This is a genomic window from Ruegeria sp. AM4 (assembly GCF_056540665.1).
Map to the genome: position 1 here is coordinate 25,087 of NZ_JBQFXD010000011.1, position 13,965 is coordinate 39,051.

Sequence of the window (13,965 nt, forward strand, 5' to 3'; positions counted from 1 at the left end):
CCGTTTCGTTTCAGGTCTCAAACTACGGTGGAACGGCCCGTGTTCAAGGGCGATGACGGAAAGTTAAGAATTATTCACTTGGCGGAGACGACGGTGTTTCCAAGCCCCGCTGTCGGGCCGCGTCGGTCGCAGCATATGGGTCGATCGACTGACGTTCGTAAACCTGCGCGTAACGGTCAACCGGGAACAGTCGCAGGCTTGTCCAGCGACCGCGCCGCTTGCGGAAATCGGCATCGTCCTGTTCCACCACCTGCCGCGTATTGGCCGGAACACCATAACGGCTTGAGGCCGTGACCAGCGCTGCATCCGTGGACGGGATTGCCGTGTTCGGATTCAGTGCCGTCTCGCTGCCACCCAAGGCCACAACCGCGTCCGCCTTTGGCGTCGGATCGGTCAGATTGCCTCCGCCCGGTGTTGGCGCAGGCAAAAAGGCATAGTCCTTGGGCTGCGTCAGCGGTTTGACCGGCAACACCGAAAACTCATCCGGACCCTGTCCCGGCGGCTGCAAATCCCGCAGGCTACGCTTGGAACAGCCCGCAACCGCAACGGCTGCAAGTGTCAGGACAAGGATGGCGTGCGGCATGCGCATGGGTATCTCCGGCCAGTTTCAGGCGCTTTTATCGCATATAAACGAGCAGGTCACGAGGGCTTTTTACCGTCAAACAGCACCAGCCCGATAGCTCCTGCAAATATGAACACATCGGCCAGGTTGAAAACAAACGGATTGTTGATGCCACAGCAGGACATGTTCAGGAAATCCAGAACATAGCCGTAAAGTACCCGATCGACGACGTTTCCAAGCGCACCGCCGATCAGTAACCCACCGCAGATCTGCATGAACCTGGTCGGCGTATTCCGGCCAAGCCAGATCAGAACGCCGACGCAGATGGCCAGAGATATACCGATCAGCACCCAGCGCGTGGTCTCGGTGTTGCCCTGGAACAGGCCGAAGTTGATGCCGCGATTCTCGCCGTATTTGAACACCACGAGTGGCGGCAGAACGTCGATATTGCCCTCGGCCACCCGCATCACGTGAACGACCAGATATTTGCAGATCTGGTCGATCAGAAACGCGGCCAGCCCGGCCCAGAGTAACAGAGGAGACCGCATCAGTGCCGGAAATGCCGCATGCCGGTGAAGACCATCGCCAAACCGGCCTCATCCGCCGCCGCGATCACCTCATCATCCCGCATCGAACCGCCCGGCTGGATGACACAGGTGGCCCCGGCTTGCGCCGCCTCCATCAATCCGTCCGGGAACGGGAAGAACGCATCGGATGCCACAGCCGATCCGATCGTCAGCGGCTGCGGCAGGCCCAGCACATCAGCCATGCGCTCGGCCTTCTTGGCCGCGATCAGGGCTGAATCCACGCGGCTCATCTGGCCCGCGCCGACACCAACGGTTGCGCCGTCCTTGACATAGACGATGGCGTTGGACTTGACATGTTTGGCGACTTTCCAGGCAAACAGCAGGTCGCGCATCTGGTCTTCGGTCGGGGCCTTCTTGGTCACGACTTTCAAGTCATCCATGCCGACAAAGCCATTGTCCTTGTCCTGAACCAGAAGACCGCCCGCCACTTGCCGGACGGTTTTACCACCCGCAGTCACATCCGGCAGGCCATCGGTTGTCAGCAGACGCAGATTTTTCTTGGCAGCAAAGATCGCCTTGGCCTCATCCGACGCACCCGGCGCGATGACAACCTCGGTAAAGATACCGGTGATCTCCTGCGCGGTTTCTGCATCCAGAGGCTGATTCAACGCCACGATCCCGCCAAAGGCCGAGGTCCTGTCGCAGTCGAACGCAGCCTTGTAAGCCTCTAGCAGAGTCGCCCCCTTTGCCACACCGCAGGGATTGGCGTGTTTGATGATGGCGCAGGCGGCGCCATCTGTCGGGTCGAACTCCGCCGCCAGTTCAAATGCTGCGTCGGTGTCGTTGATGTTGTTGTAGCTCAGTTCCTTGCCCTGATGCTGCACGGCGGTCGCCACACCGGGGCGGCCAGTGCCATCGGTATAGAATGCCGCGTGCTGGTGGCTGTTCTCGCCATAGCGCAGGGTTTGTTTCAACTCTCCGGCAAACGCCCGGCGGCGCGGGGCTTCGGTTGCCAGCGCATCAGCCATCCAGTTCGACACGGCTGCGTCATAGGCCGCCGTACGCGCATAGGCTGTCTGAGCCAAACGCTGACGGAACGCGTAAGAGGTCTGACCGTCATTGGCCGCCAGTTCAGCCAGCAACGCTTCATAATCCTGTACGTCCACGACAACGTTCACAAAAGCATGGTTCTTGGACGCTGCGCGGATCATCGCGGGGCCGCCGATATCGATGTTCTCGATGCAAGTGTCGTAGTCAGCGCCTTTGGCAACGGTCGCCTCGAACGGGTAAAGGTTCACCACCAGCAGATCGATCGCGCCAATGCCATGTTCGTTCATCGCAGCCGCGTGGCTTTCGTTGTCGCGCAGGGCCAGCAACCCGCCATGCACCATCGGGTGCAGGGTCTTGACCCGGCCATCCATCATCTCGGGGAAGCCGGTGATCTCGCTGACGTCCTTGACCTCAAGCCCCGCGTCGCGCAGCGCCTTCGCGGTGCCGCCGGTCGACAACAACTCGACCCCGCGCTCGGCCAGCGCCTTTCCCAGCTCGGTCAATCCGGTCTTGTCGGAAACGGAAAGCAACGCGCGGCGCACGGGGTGAAGATCGGTCATGGGTCCAAAGGTCCTTTTGGCGTCAGTCGAATTCTGGCTCGTCCCGGTGCAGATCGCGCACGGCATAGGCTGTGTCCTGAGCCTTGCTGAGCGTCCACCGGATGCGCGTCGCATACTCTATTGCGCGGCCAGATAGAACGATCTGTTTTGTCGCGCGGGGCTTCAGACGGCCTTTTTCCAGGTAAACGCTTGGTTCAACTGACAACTTTCCGATGTTGTCATGGCGGAAAACCCAGATCTCGCCACTTTTGAGCGCCATCGACACCGCCGCGCCCCCCAGATCCAGTGCTGCATCGACGTCAGGATGCAGGTGAAATCGGATATCGAAACCGATACCCTTCAGTCCCGAGGCGTCCATCGCCTTGTCAAACTGCCGCTTCGCCTTATCGGTCGATGTCAGCAGAATATCCTCTCCTATCAGTTCGCGCCCGTCAAAGCGCAGCTCAAGCGTACGGGCATGGGTCAGGCCAAAAACCTTGGTATATCCGTCATGCCCCACCATGAACCGCCGCCCCTCAAAGGCTTCCTCGCTGTCGGTGGGAACACTCTGGGGGCCGTCGATCAGGGCTTGCCGCGTGGCCCCGCGTGAAGGCTCGGACAGCCGGGCGCTGGAATAGCCTTCAACACTCAGGGTCGAATGTGACGGAGTGGCCCGTCCGGCGCGGCGCCAATCCGCGCCGAAACTGTCGCCAGATCCGCAGTTGACGACCAACGGGCGTCGCCCGGAAGTCAGTTCGAACGCCGCGGTCGAGGCGTGTGCGTTATAAGAGGCTGCGCCCGACGGTGGGGTGCTGGCATCGACGATCACGGTGCTGCGCGCGGCGGTCAGGCGGGCGAACCCCATCGACAGGCCCGAAACCGGCTGCGGTTTCACCCCGCTTTGGGCCAGCGCCTGGTCCAGCCGCCCGTCGACGCCACGCCCGCCACCGTGAAATCGCGCAAGCGCTCCATCCGCATGACGCAGATTGCGCAGGGTCGGGGCCATGCGCTTGATCGCCTCGGTCTGAGCGGCTGGGGTACCCCGACCAACCTCGCTGAGCGCGGCAGAGGTCCAGCACAACAGCGTGAAGACCTCGAGCAGTTCTTCGGGGTTTCGGGTTGGAATGCCACCCTCAGCACTCACCTGTTTGTCGCATTCGCGGGCTATGGCGCGTAGCGCCGGGTCGGCCATCTGTTCGAGCCCCTCAAGCGCCAGACCGGCCTGCACCAGCCCGGCCAGAGCTTCGAACCGGGGCAGGCCTGGTGTGGCGGCAGACCAGCGTTTTGACAGGAACCACGTTTGTTGCGACAGCGACCGGAAGAACAGCTTGCTCTGCGCCTCATCGACACCGCGCAGCAGAAACAGGGCATGGTTGATCCAGCGCATGACGCGCCGACCGGTCAAATCCGGAGCCCAGCCCGGGCCGCGACCAGAGCCATGCGCCTCGATCCAGCCCCAGACCCAACGCTGCGCCTTTTCCCGCGCACGCATGTCGCCAACAGCGGCCAGATCGTCCAGCCAGGCAAAGCCGTGGCGCTCGTCATCAAACTCGGCACTGGGGGCGGCGACATCCCACAGATCGGTATCTTCAGCCTCGACCAGATAGCCAGCGAACAGAAGGTTGCCTGCAACCAGTTGCCGTCCGCGCGCAAACGCGCCTACCGTGCGCGGTTCGGGTTGTCCGACAAACCCGGACACCGCCCGACGCCGCTGGCTGAGCCGCGCATAAAGCCGGTTCTGAAACCGGGCCCACCGGTGTGCCATGGTGTCTGACTGTGACATGCCGCTTGTTACTCTGCCCCTGACGCTCTGCTGGCGTTTGAACCAACGATAGACGGGTCCGAAGGTCAAGTCATCGAAAAGCGTGCGCTCAGGCCGATTTGTTGAGACGGGCGATATAGAAGCCGTCCATACCGCCAGTGTCGGGCCAATAGTCCGGGCGCAGGCGCAAACCGCCCTCTTCGCTGATCCACGCAGGATCGACGCCGTCGATTTCCAAAGCCGCGCGATCCACGCGCATGTCAGGATGCTGCTCCAGCGCGTCTTCTATCTGAACCTCGCCCTCATCCGGCAACAGAGAACAGGTGCAATAGACCAGACGCCCGCCAGGTTTCAGAAGGGTCCAGGCATGGGCCAGCATGCGCGCCTGCAAGTCGATCAATCCGCCGAACTCGGATCCGTCTTTGGCAAAGGGCAAATCCGGGTGGCGACGGATGGTGCCCGTGGCCGAACAGGGCGCGTCCAGCAGTATGGCGTCGTATTGGCCCTGATGTTCCAAAGCGTCGCCAGCGACCACGTCTGCCGTCAAACCCGTTCGCGCTAGGTTCTCGCGGACCCGTTCCAGTCGGTTTTCCGAGATGTCCAATGCAGTGGTCTCGGCCCCGGCGGCGGCCAGTTGCAGGGTCTTGCCACCGGGGGCCGCGCATAGGTCCAGCACCTTCTCGCCCGACTTCGGCGCAAGCACGCGCACCGGCAAGGCAGCAGCGGCGTCCTGAACCCACCAATCGCCGGTGTCAAAGCCCGGCAAGGCCGAAACCTGCCCCGCATCCGTCAACCTGATGGACCCGGTCGGCAAGGTCTGCCCCCCGGGGGATTGGCCACCCGATTTGACTGTCACATCCAGTGGTGCGCCCGCAAAATGCGCGCGTTCCATACCGGACACAGGCTCGGCCCCCCAGGCCATCACCAACGGATCACGCAGCCATTCGGGCAGGCGTGGCACCCGCATCTTGGGCCAGGCGTCCGGTCCTTCGGCCGCGACCTTGCGCAGTACAGCGTTCACCAGCCCCTTGAGCCGACCATGTTTGCGCGAGCGTCCAACGATATCCACCATCGAATTGACCACACCATGCGCGGCTTCGCCCTGACATAGTTCGACCGCGCCAACACGCAGCGCATTGTGAACAGTCAGCGCAGGTGTGCGGTTCAGATGATTGTCCAGCAGGCGATCCGCACGCTCGAGCCCGCGCAGGGTTTCCAGCGTCAGGCGCTGCGCCCGCGCGCGATCCTCGCGGTCAAGCCGGTCCAAAGCACCAGCGGACAGGCATTCGGACAGCAACCGCCCCTCGCCCAGAATCTGATCCAGCAGATAAATCGCGCTGCGACGGGCCGCTATTGCGCTGTCGGACATGAGCTTCGCCTTTCCTGTGACTTTGGCCCGCATTGCCAAAGGCGGACGCGGGCGTATATCAAGCCCGTGCCCGGAAAGGAACCCGATGTCATGAGCGACGACCGCAAAGACCTGCCTCCTGCTGCCCAACGTGCACTTGCCGAAGCTGACGAACGTCGCCGCAAGGCCGAGGCTGAGGCAAAAGCCCGCCCAAAAGAGCTGGGTGGGCGCGATGGTCCCGATCCCGCACGCTATGGCGATTGGGAGAAAAAGGGCATCGCAATCGATTTCTGACAGTCAGCCCTGTAACGCCGCCAGAAAATCATCGATCAGCGCACGCTGCTTTTTTGACTGGGCGCGATCTTCAGGCCAGGTCAGCCAATAGCCATCCTTGGTCTGCAATTCCGGCAGGTTCAGCCTGCGCAACCGTCCCGCTGACAATTCACCCGCAGCCAGAGGCATCGACCCCAGTGCCACGCCCAATCCCAGCCGGGCTGCAGAAATAGCATGTTCCATCGAATCGAAACTGACCCGAGACGGCGGCAAGTCCGCCGTAGCTGATTTCCCGGCCCATTCGCTCCATCCCGGTCGCTCGCCGCGTAGATCGATCAGCGGTTCGCCCCAGACCACTCCGGGCGCGGCCATCGGAACCAGCACTTCCCGCGCAATCAACGCAGCATCCCGACCTGGCCAGACACCACGCCCATAGCGGATTTGCAGCCAGGTGCGTTCTTCATCCAATGACGAACGCCGCGCCACCGAATCTGTCATCACGCGCACCTTGGGCCGCATCTGCTGGAACCGCGCCAAACCCGGCAGGACCAGCGCGTGGATGTTCGACGACAGCCCGGCAACGCGCAATTCACGCGGGGACTTGCCGAACAGGTCCTCAGTGTTGCGCTCCAGCGCCTGAAGACTGTCCTGCACCAGCGGCAAATAGCTTTCCCCCTCGACCGTCAGCGACACGCCCCGTGCCTCTCGCACGAACAATGTTCGGCCCAGCCATGCTTCGAGATTGCCAATTCTTTGACTGACCGCCGCCTGGGTAAGCCCAAACTCGCGTGCTGCCGCCGAAAAACCGCCGAGCCGGCCGGCGGCTTCGAACACGCGAAGCCAGTCTAATGGTGGCAATCCGATCTTTTTCTTAGCCATTAGTTTTTCCAGCCCTAAGCAGAAAGAAGGATTAATTGTGATAATGCCACGTGACGCGTATGTCCTCAAGCACAGCCCGCGCTGAACAGGAGATCCCCATGCTGCGCAAAGCCACCTTTGATCCTTCGGTTGTCACGGTCGAGTTTGCTGACGGATCAACCTGCCGATTTCACGCCATCTGGCTGCGAGACAACGCGTTGGACCCCGAGACGCGCGCTCCGGGAAATGGTCAACGCCTGATTACCATCGGCGACATTCCAGTAGAAATAACAGTTAGTGCCGCCGACCTGATCAACGGTGATCTGAGCGTTACGTTCCAACCGGAAGGTAAAACAGTCACCTTCCCTTCCGACTGGTTGGCCAACCATGCCTATGATCAGAACAAGACGCAGGAAACAGGGCGCATCGCTGCTGGCATCACCACCTGGGAACGTGGAATCGACGCGCCCTGCGGCGATTGGGGTGCGGTCCACACCAACGCCGCCGCCAAACTCGATTGGCTGGCCGCGGTGGCCGAGTTCGGCTTTGCCAAATTGACGGGTGGCCCCACCGAACCGGAATCGCTGCTGAAGGTGGCTGATCTGTTCGGCTATATCCGCGAAACCAACTACGGCCCCTATTTCGAAGTCCGGACCGAGGTGAACCCGACCAACCTCGCCTTTACCGGGCTCGGATTGCAGGCCCATACCGACAATCCCTATCGCGACCCTGTGCCGACGCTGCAAATCCTCTACTGCCTGGAAAACAGTGCCGAAGGCGGCGATTCGATCGTGGTTGACGGCTTTCGCGCCGCCGAAAAGCTGCGCGATCAGAACCCCGAAGGCTTTGCCCTGCTTGCAGGCTACCCAGCGCGGTTCGAATACAAGGGATCCGATGGGGTCTGCCTGCGCGCACGCCGCCCGATGATCGAACTGTCGCCGGATGGTGAGCTGATTGGCATCCGCTTCAACAACCGCTCGACTGCGCCGCTAGTCGATATCCCGTTCGACAAGATGCAGGCCTACTACGCGGCCTACCGCCAACTGGCTGAGATCATCGATGACCCGGCAATGGGCGTATCGTTCAAGCTGGAACCGGGCGAGAGCTTTATCGTCGACAACACCCGCGTTCTGCATGCGCGCCTGGGATATTCGGGCGCGGGTTCACGTTGGTTGCAAGGCTGTTACGCCGACAAGGATGGTTTGCTGTCGACACTGGCGGCGATGGAAATGGCACAGCCGGAGGCCGCCGAATGAAACCCGATTTTTCGACCCTGAATCGGGATAATATCGTGGCCTTCATCGGCGACATATTCGACCGTCGCGGCGGAGAGGAATATCTGGGCGAACCTGTCACCATGGCCGAACATATGCTGCAAGGTGCCACTATCGCCGAGCAGAACGGCCAGCCTGAAGAGATCATCGTCGGCGCGTTGCTGCATGATATCGGTCACTTTACCTCTGAGTTCGGCACCTACCATCCAGACGACACCGAAGACCGCCATCACGAGGATGCGGGCGCAGAGGTGCTGGAACAGTTCTTCCCCTCGGTCATCACCGATTGCTGCCGCTATCACGTTGCGGCCAAGCGCTATCTCTGCGCCACCAAGCCGGAGTATTTCAATCGCCTGTCCGCTGCCTCGGTGCATACGCTGGAGTTGCAGGGCGGTCCGATGAGTGCCGAGGAAGTGGCCGAGTTTGAAGCCAATCCGAACCTGAAAGAGATCATTCAGGTGCGTTATCTGGACGAGGCCGGCAAGCGCGCCGATATGGAAACGCCCGACTTTACCCATTTCGCCCCGATGGTGCAGCGTATGGTCGACAGACATCTGGGGGCGTCATGACCGCGCCGGAATATATCTTCGAGGCCCGTTCGAAACCGTCACTGCCCTGGCATGAGGTTCCTCTGATCCGTGCGACCGACGAGTCGATCAAAGGCTATGGCTGTCTGGTCGATGACCCCGACAGTTTTGAGATCGAGATTACCCGCTGGCCGCAACAGGGCTGGCGACCGATTGATGAGGGCACCGGTGACGAAGGCGGCTGGGTTGAGGGTACATTCAAATGCGACTGGCAAGGCGATGTGCTCTACGGTGAGAACGAGGCGGTCAAAGGCCACTATGTCCTCGGCTGGTCCGTAGATCCGCAGCAGGCACAGACCGACCGCAAAACCGCGCCCCGCGATCAGGTGCTGCTGTGGCACATGAACTATCACCCTGATGGCGGTCAGATGTTCTGGCCGCTGGACAAAAAGCCCTTCATCGTCCCTGTTGCCCTGCCCGGAGACAATCTGACACCCGATAAGGTCGTTGCGTTCTGGTGCGATGGCTCGCGCGGTCTCTATATCCATCCCGGCATCTGGCACGAGGGGATCTTTCCGGTTGAAGACAACCAGCGTTTTCTTGACCGTCAGGGAAAGGTTCATGCCCGCGTCAGTGCCGACATAGGCCAGGAATTCGGTGTCTACCTCGCCTGTCCGCTGCGGGCGGACAAGATCAAGGATCTATAAACACGCGCGCCGCCATTCCGAACGGCGTGTCTTCAGAAAGCCTTAACCCTTATCTGAGGCATCTGTGTTAATCTCGGACCGAGTCCAATGGGTACGGGAGACCTCAGATGGGATTGAACAGGCGTAGAGTCGTGCAATTGGGGACGGCAGCGACGGTCGGATCGATGCTGCCGCGATTGACAATTGCTGCGACAGGCCAGAACGAGTCGTTCGAACAAGCCCTGGCCGAGACACTTGCCCGCCTCAGAACAACGTTTGCCGAGCTTGGGTTCGCCGAAGCCCAACCACTATCAATTGTGTCCGGTAACGAAGACTATAATGGCGGGTTGCGGCACGATTTCGACCAATCAGCCCTGGGCTCGAACGCCTTTGTGATCCAACCGTTGGCAAGGGTTGCTGACGTCGGCGAGAAATCACGCGCAGATGTGTTGCCCTTGTTCCATGAAGTCGGATGCCATCCGGCGGAAGCTGACGGTCAGACCACGACCCGTCTGATGCTGCGCCTGCTGACCGAAGGGTTCGGCCTCGACCCGTCCCGCATCGCCTTTGTCAGCGTGCCACAATCCGAAGGTATGCGACCGGTTCTGGATGATATGGGCCTGCCCTTCGTCGAAAAGGTTTTGTTGCGCGATGAGGCCGAGGCGCTGGCCGCCCGCGACGCCTCGGGCTTTTTCTTTCCCGATCCGTTCGGCTACGACTACATCGTGACCATGGGCGTCTATTATCGCATTGGGGACACGGATGAACCTGCGCCCAAGGCCTATCCTCCGTCCCCTAACTGGACCGAGATCGGTGAAATCGTGATCGGCGGCGAGGCAGCACCGTTGGGGATCTCCATCGGGGCGGAACGCCTGACCTATGCGCTTACTGGCCAGTTCCCGACATGGGATCAGCGACTTGGGCTACTCTTTGCCACTGCGGAACAGGAAGGATCTGAACCACCCGGATTGGCCGCGTTCCGCTAAGTGCCTAAAGCCCCAGCACGTCGACCATGTCATACTGGCCGGGGGCCTTGCCCTGCCCCCACAGCGCCGCTTTCAGCGCGCCGCGGGCAAAGATGGCGCGGTCGGTGGCCAGATGGCGCAGGACAATGCGCTCGCCGGGCGCGGCGAACAGGACGTCATGTTCGCCAACGATGTCGCCACCGCGAATGGCGTGGAACCCAATGTCTCCCCGTTTGCGCGCGCCGGTGATGCCGTCGCGGGCGCGGTCGGACACGTCTGCCAGATTGACTCCGCGCCCTTCGGCGGCTGCTTCACCCAGCATCAGCGCGGTTCCCGATGGGGCATCGACCTTGTGGTGGTGGTGACCCTCGATCACTTCGATGTCGAAATCCTCATCCAGCGCGGCGGCGACCTTTTTGGTCAGTTGCACCAACAGGTTGACCCCAAGGCTCATGTTGCCCGCCCGTACGATCACCGCATGGCGCGCGGCCGGTTCCAGCGCAGCGATCTGTTCGTCACTCATGCCGGTGGTACCGATCACATGCACACAGCGCGCTTGAGCAGCCAGTGCGGCGAACTCCAGCGTTGCCTCGGGCGCGGTGAAATCGATCACCGCCTGTGCCTGTGCGAAGGCTTCCAGCGGATCATCGGTCACGGTCACACCCAGTGACTGACCGCCCATCGCTTCGCCCACGTCCTGCCCGATCCAGTCGTGACCCTTACGTTCAACCACACCAACCAGACGCGCCTGATCGCTGTCGGTCACGGTCTTGATCAGCATCTGCCCCATACGGCCCGAAGCCCCTGTGATGACGATCCCCGGAATATGGGTCATGGTGGTGTTCCCTTGCTGCAAACTGCTCAAAGCCTCCTACCCGGTTCGCGCCCGCTTGGCAAAGCCCCGCTTTGCGCTTAGATCGGGGTTTATGGCAAAGAACAAATTCCACGATGGCCCCGGCCCATCCCAACGACAGCTGCGCGTCGGCGAACTGATCCGCCGCAGCCTGTCCGAGGTACTGGCGCGCGGAGATGTCCACGACCCCGACCTTAACCGCATGTCGATCACCGTGGGTGAGGTGCGCACCTCACCCGATCTGAAGATCGCCACAGCCTATGTGCTGCCTCTGGGCGGCAAAGGGCAGGAGGACGTGATCGAGTTGCTCGCCCGCAATAAGGGTGAGTTGCGGCGCATGGTCGGCAAGAAGGTCGGCCTGAAATTCTCGCCCGATCTGCGGTTCCGACTGGATGACACGTTTGATCGACTGGACGATACCCGCCGCATGTTCGAACAGGACGCGGTGCGCCGCGATCTGGACGAGTGATCCGCACCCTGACCAAGTTGGGCGCGGTTCTCTGGGCGGCGCAAGCCGGAGCAGTCACGTGCGAAAAGCTAACCCATGAGGACAAGCGGTTCACCATCTGCGAGGTGGACGCCGCATCCGAAGACCTGCGCCTGTTCCTCAACGACGAAGATGGCGATCTGCTGGGGCATTTCTCGTCGGTGAATGAGGCGCTGGAACCCGGAGGCAAGCGGCTGGCCTTTGCGATGAACGCGGGCATGTATCACGACGACCGCTCGCCTGTCGGCCATTACGTCGAGAACGGCACGGAACAAATGCGCGTCATTCCCAACGCCGGCCCCGGCAATTTTGGCCTGCTGCCCAACGGCGTGTTCTGCATCCGCGAGGACCGTGCCGATGTGTATGAAACGCTGGATTATATCGATCAGGCACCTGAATGCCGTTTCGCCACCCAATCCGGCCCCATGCTGGTGATCGATGGCGAGTTGCACCCGCGTTTCCTGCCCGATTCGACCTCGCTTTATGTACGCAACGGGGTTGGCACCAGCGCCGATGGGACCCGCGCGGTGTTCGCCATTTCCGAGGACTATGTCACCTTCCACGAATTCGGCAGCCTGTTCCGCGACGTGCTGGAAACCCCGAATGCACTGTTCCTGGATGGCAATATATCTCGTATGTATGACCGGGCGAACAACCGGTCCGATGTCGGGTTTTCGTTGGGGCCGATCGTAGGCGTGGTCGAAGACCTGCCCGCAAATTGACAGGGGCGGGGTGATCCGCTAACCCGCGCGCCTCAGCAAAGGGCAAGGTGCAATATGGGACGCAAACGCAAGGGTCGCGACATTTCCGGTTGGCTGGCGGTGGACAAGCCCGCGGGCATGACCTCGACCGCTGTCGTCAACAAGGTGCGTTGGGCGATGGACGCAAAAAAGGCAGGCCATGCGGGCACGCTGGACCCCGAGGCAACCGGCGTTCTGGCCGTGGCCTTGGGTGAGGCGACCAAGACGGTTCCCTACATCACCGATGCTTTGAAAGCCTATACTTTCACGGTGCGGCTGGGACAGGCCACCAATACCGATGATGCCGAAGGCGAAGTAATTGCCGAAAGCAATGCGCGCCCTTCGGATGACGATATCAAACAGGCGCTCAACCCGTTTCTGGGCGAGATCATGCAGGTGCCGCCCAAGTTCTCGGCCGTGAAGATCGACGGCCAGCGCGCCTATAAACTCGCTCGCGACGGCGAGGATGTGGAGCTGTCCGCCCGACCTTTGTGGGTCGAGGAACTGATCCTGGTTGATCGCCCGGACGATGACCATGTGATGCTGGAAATGACCTGTGGCAAAGGCGGTTATGTCCGGTCCATCGCACGCGATCTGGGTGCGGCCTTGGGATGCCACGGCCACGTAAAGGAATTGCGGCGCATCTGGTCCGGTCCGTTCGAAGCAGAAGACGGTCTGACTATCGAACAGATCGACAAGATGGCCAAGACCACGGCGCTGGACGAACACCTGCACCCGCTTGAAACCGGCCTCGCCGATCTGCCCGAGTTGAAATGCACCCCCGAAGGTGCCACCCGCTTGCGCAACGGCAATCCCGGCATGGTGCTGGCGTCGGATGTGGAATATGGCGACGAGGCCTGGGCGTCGCTGGATGGCAAAGCCGTGGCCGTGGGTATCTACAAATCCGGCGAATTGCATCCCAGCAGGGTGTTCGTCACCTGAGCCACGTGTTAGGCGAAATGCATGATCACCCGCACCCATACCAAGGGCGATGCGCCCTCGACCGCCGTCTACTCCGATTGCGAGAAATACCGCTATAGCCTGACCCGCATCTGGGACGCGGGCGGACGCAAGGCTCTGTTTGTGATGCTAAATCCCTCTACCGCGACCGAGGTTCAGAATGACCCGACAGTGGAACGTTGCGAACGCCGGGCGCGTGCGCTGGGGTTCGGGGCGTTTCAAGTCACCAATATTTTCGCCTGGCGCGACACCGATCCACGCAAAATGCGCGCCGCGGCAGATCCCGTCGGACCCGGCAACGATGCAGCCATTCTGGACGGCGTCGCTTGGGCTGATCAGGTGATCGCGGCCTGGGGCACCCATGGCGCCCATATGGAACGAGGACCGGTAGTGGAGCAACTGCTACGCGGCACTGGGCAGCCGCTGCACCATCTGGGACTGACCAAGGACGGTCACCCAAAGCACCCGCTTTACATCGCCTACACTCAACAACCCGAGCCTTGGTGACAAAGGGTTAACCACGGACTCAGGTTGGCTTTGACCAACCGATTGAC

General features: G+C 61.3%; 16 protein-coding genes. 9 read left to right on the plus strand and 7 right to left on the minus strand.

Translation table 11 applies throughout. From position 1 onward, the window contains the following. Positions 1–70: 70 nt before the first annotated feature. The 5 genes from ACR0JA_RS17735 to ACR0JA_RS17755 all read right to left on the minus strand — a co-directional run bounded on the left by ACR0JA_RS17735 (position 71) and on the right by ACR0JA_RS17755 (position 5,809). Positions 71–589, minus strand: coding sequence for a DUF3035 domain-containing protein (locus ACR0JA_RS17735; protein WP_480577912.1), 519 nt, complete (start codon positions 587–589; stop codon positions 71–73). Positions 590–639: 50 nt separating this feature from the next. Then, positions 640–1,110 carry a signal peptidase II gene (lspA, locus tag ACR0JA_RS17740; protein ID WP_480577915.1) on the minus strand — a complete coding sequence of 157 codons (471 nt, stop codon included), beginning with the start codon at positions 1,108–1,110 and terminating at the stop codon, positions 640–642. Next, positions 1,110–2,699, minus strand: coding sequence for a bifunctional phosphoribosylaminoimidazolecarboxamide formyltransferase/IMP cyclohydrolase (gene purH, locus ACR0JA_RS17745; protein ID WP_480577917.1), 1,590 nt, complete (start codon positions 2,697–2,699; stop codon positions 1,110–1,112). Before purH ends, lspA begins: the two co-directional genes overlap by 1 nt. 22 nt (positions 2,700–2,721) lie before the next feature. After that, the gene (locus ACR0JA_RS17750) at positions 2,722–4,461 is read right to left on the minus strand and encodes a heparinase II/III family protein (RefSeq protein WP_480577920.1); all 1,740 of its coding nucleotides are present in this window, start codon (positions 4,459–4,461) and stop codon (positions 2,722–2,724) included. An 88-nt stretch (positions 4,462–4,549) separates the two neighbouring features. Beyond that, positions 4,550–5,809, minus strand: a complete 1,260-nt coding sequence (locus ACR0JA_RS17755; protein ID WP_480577922.1) for an RsmB/NOP family class I SAM-dependent RNA methyltransferase — start codon at positions 5,807–5,809, stop codon at positions 4,550–4,552. Positions 5,810–5,899: 90 nt separating this feature from the next. Between ACR0JA_RS17755 and ACR0JA_RS17760 the strand changes: the two genes are divergently transcribed. Next, entirely contained in the window at positions 5,900–6,082 is a 183-nt protein-coding gene (locus ACR0JA_RS17760; protein ID WP_480577925.1) for a DUF1674 domain-containing protein, read from the plus strand. A gap of 3 nt (positions 6,083–6,085) precedes the next feature. Here ACR0JA_RS17760 and ACR0JA_RS17765 read toward each other — a convergent pair whose 3' ends face one another. Continuing rightward, positions 6,086–6,940: a LysR family transcriptional regulator gene (locus tag ACR0JA_RS17765; protein ID WP_480577928.1), complete on the minus strand. Its 855-nt coding sequence runs from the start codon at positions 6,938–6,940 to the stop codon at positions 6,086–6,088. 98 nt (positions 6,941–7,038) lie between these two features. Here ACR0JA_RS17765 and tmpA point away from each other — a divergent pair, with 98 nt between their 5' ends. From tmpA to ACR0JA_RS17785, 4 genes are all read left to right on the plus strand, one after another. Further along, complete coding sequence (tmpA, locus tag ACR0JA_RS17770) at positions 7,039–8,175, plus strand: 2-trimethylaminoethylphosphonate dioxygenase (RefSeq protein WP_480577931.1); 1,137 nt, start codon at positions 7,039–7,041, stop codon at positions 8,173–8,175. After that, complete coding sequence (tmpB, locus tag ACR0JA_RS17775; protein WP_480577934.1) at positions 8,172–8,762, plus strand: (R)-1-hydroxy-2-trimethylaminoethylphosphonate oxygenase; 591 nt, start codon at positions 8,172–8,174, stop codon at positions 8,760–8,762. The genes tmpA and tmpB overlap by 4 nt, the downstream gene beginning before the upstream one ends. Next, complete coding sequence (locus tag ACR0JA_RS17780) at positions 8,759–9,427, plus strand: ureidoglycolate lyase (RefSeq protein WP_480577937.1); 669 nt, start codon at positions 8,759–8,761, stop codon at positions 9,425–9,427. The genes tmpB and ACR0JA_RS17780 overlap by 4 nt, the downstream gene beginning before the upstream one ends. A gap of 107 nt (positions 9,428–9,534) precedes the next feature. Beyond that, positions 9,535–10,392 (plus strand): hypothetical protein, encoded by an 858-nt coding sequence (locus ACR0JA_RS17785; protein ID WP_480577940.1) that lies wholly within the window; start codon positions 9,535–9,537, stop codon positions 10,390–10,392. A gap of 4 nt (positions 10,393–10,396) precedes the next feature. Here the strand turns inward: ACR0JA_RS17785 and dapB are convergent, their stop codons facing one another. Further along, the gene (dapB, locus tag ACR0JA_RS17790; RefSeq protein WP_480577943.1) at positions 10,397–11,206 is read right to left on the minus strand and encodes a 4-hydroxy-tetrahydrodipicolinate reductase; all 810 of its coding nucleotides are present in this window, start codon (positions 11,204–11,206) and stop codon (positions 10,397–10,399) included. A 91-nt stretch (positions 11,207–11,297) separates the two neighbouring features. On the opposite strand from dapB, the gene rbfA reads away from it, so the two are divergent. Genes rbfA through ACR0JA_RS17810 form a run of 4 tightly spaced genes read left to right on the plus strand, consistent with a single transcriptional unit; the run spans position 11,298 to position 13,918 of the window. Continuing rightward, positions 11,298–11,693: a 30S ribosome-binding factor RbfA gene (gene rbfA, locus ACR0JA_RS17795; protein WP_480577946.1), complete on the plus strand. Its 396-nt coding sequence runs from the start codon at positions 11,298–11,300 to the stop codon at positions 11,691–11,693. Then, on the plus strand, positions 11,690–12,433 hold the full coding sequence (locus ACR0JA_RS17800) for a phosphodiester glycosidase family protein (RefSeq protein ID WP_480577948.1): 744 nt from the start codon (positions 11,690–11,692) through the stop codon (positions 12,431–12,433). Before rbfA ends, ACR0JA_RS17800 begins: the two co-directional genes overlap by 4 nt. Positions 12,434–12,487: 54 nt before the next feature. Then, complete coding sequence (gene truB / locus ACR0JA_RS17805) at positions 12,488–13,393, plus strand: tRNA pseudouridine(55) synthase TruB (RefSeq protein WP_480577951.1); 906 nt, start codon at positions 12,488–12,490, stop codon at positions 13,391–13,393. Positions 13,394–13,414: 21 nt separating this feature from the next. Then, positions 13,415–13,918, plus strand: coding sequence for a DUF1643 domain-containing protein (locus ACR0JA_RS17810; protein ID WP_480577954.1), 504 nt, complete (start codon positions 13,415–13,417; stop codon positions 13,916–13,918). The last annotated feature ends 47 nt before the right edge of the window (positions 13,919–13,965 follow it).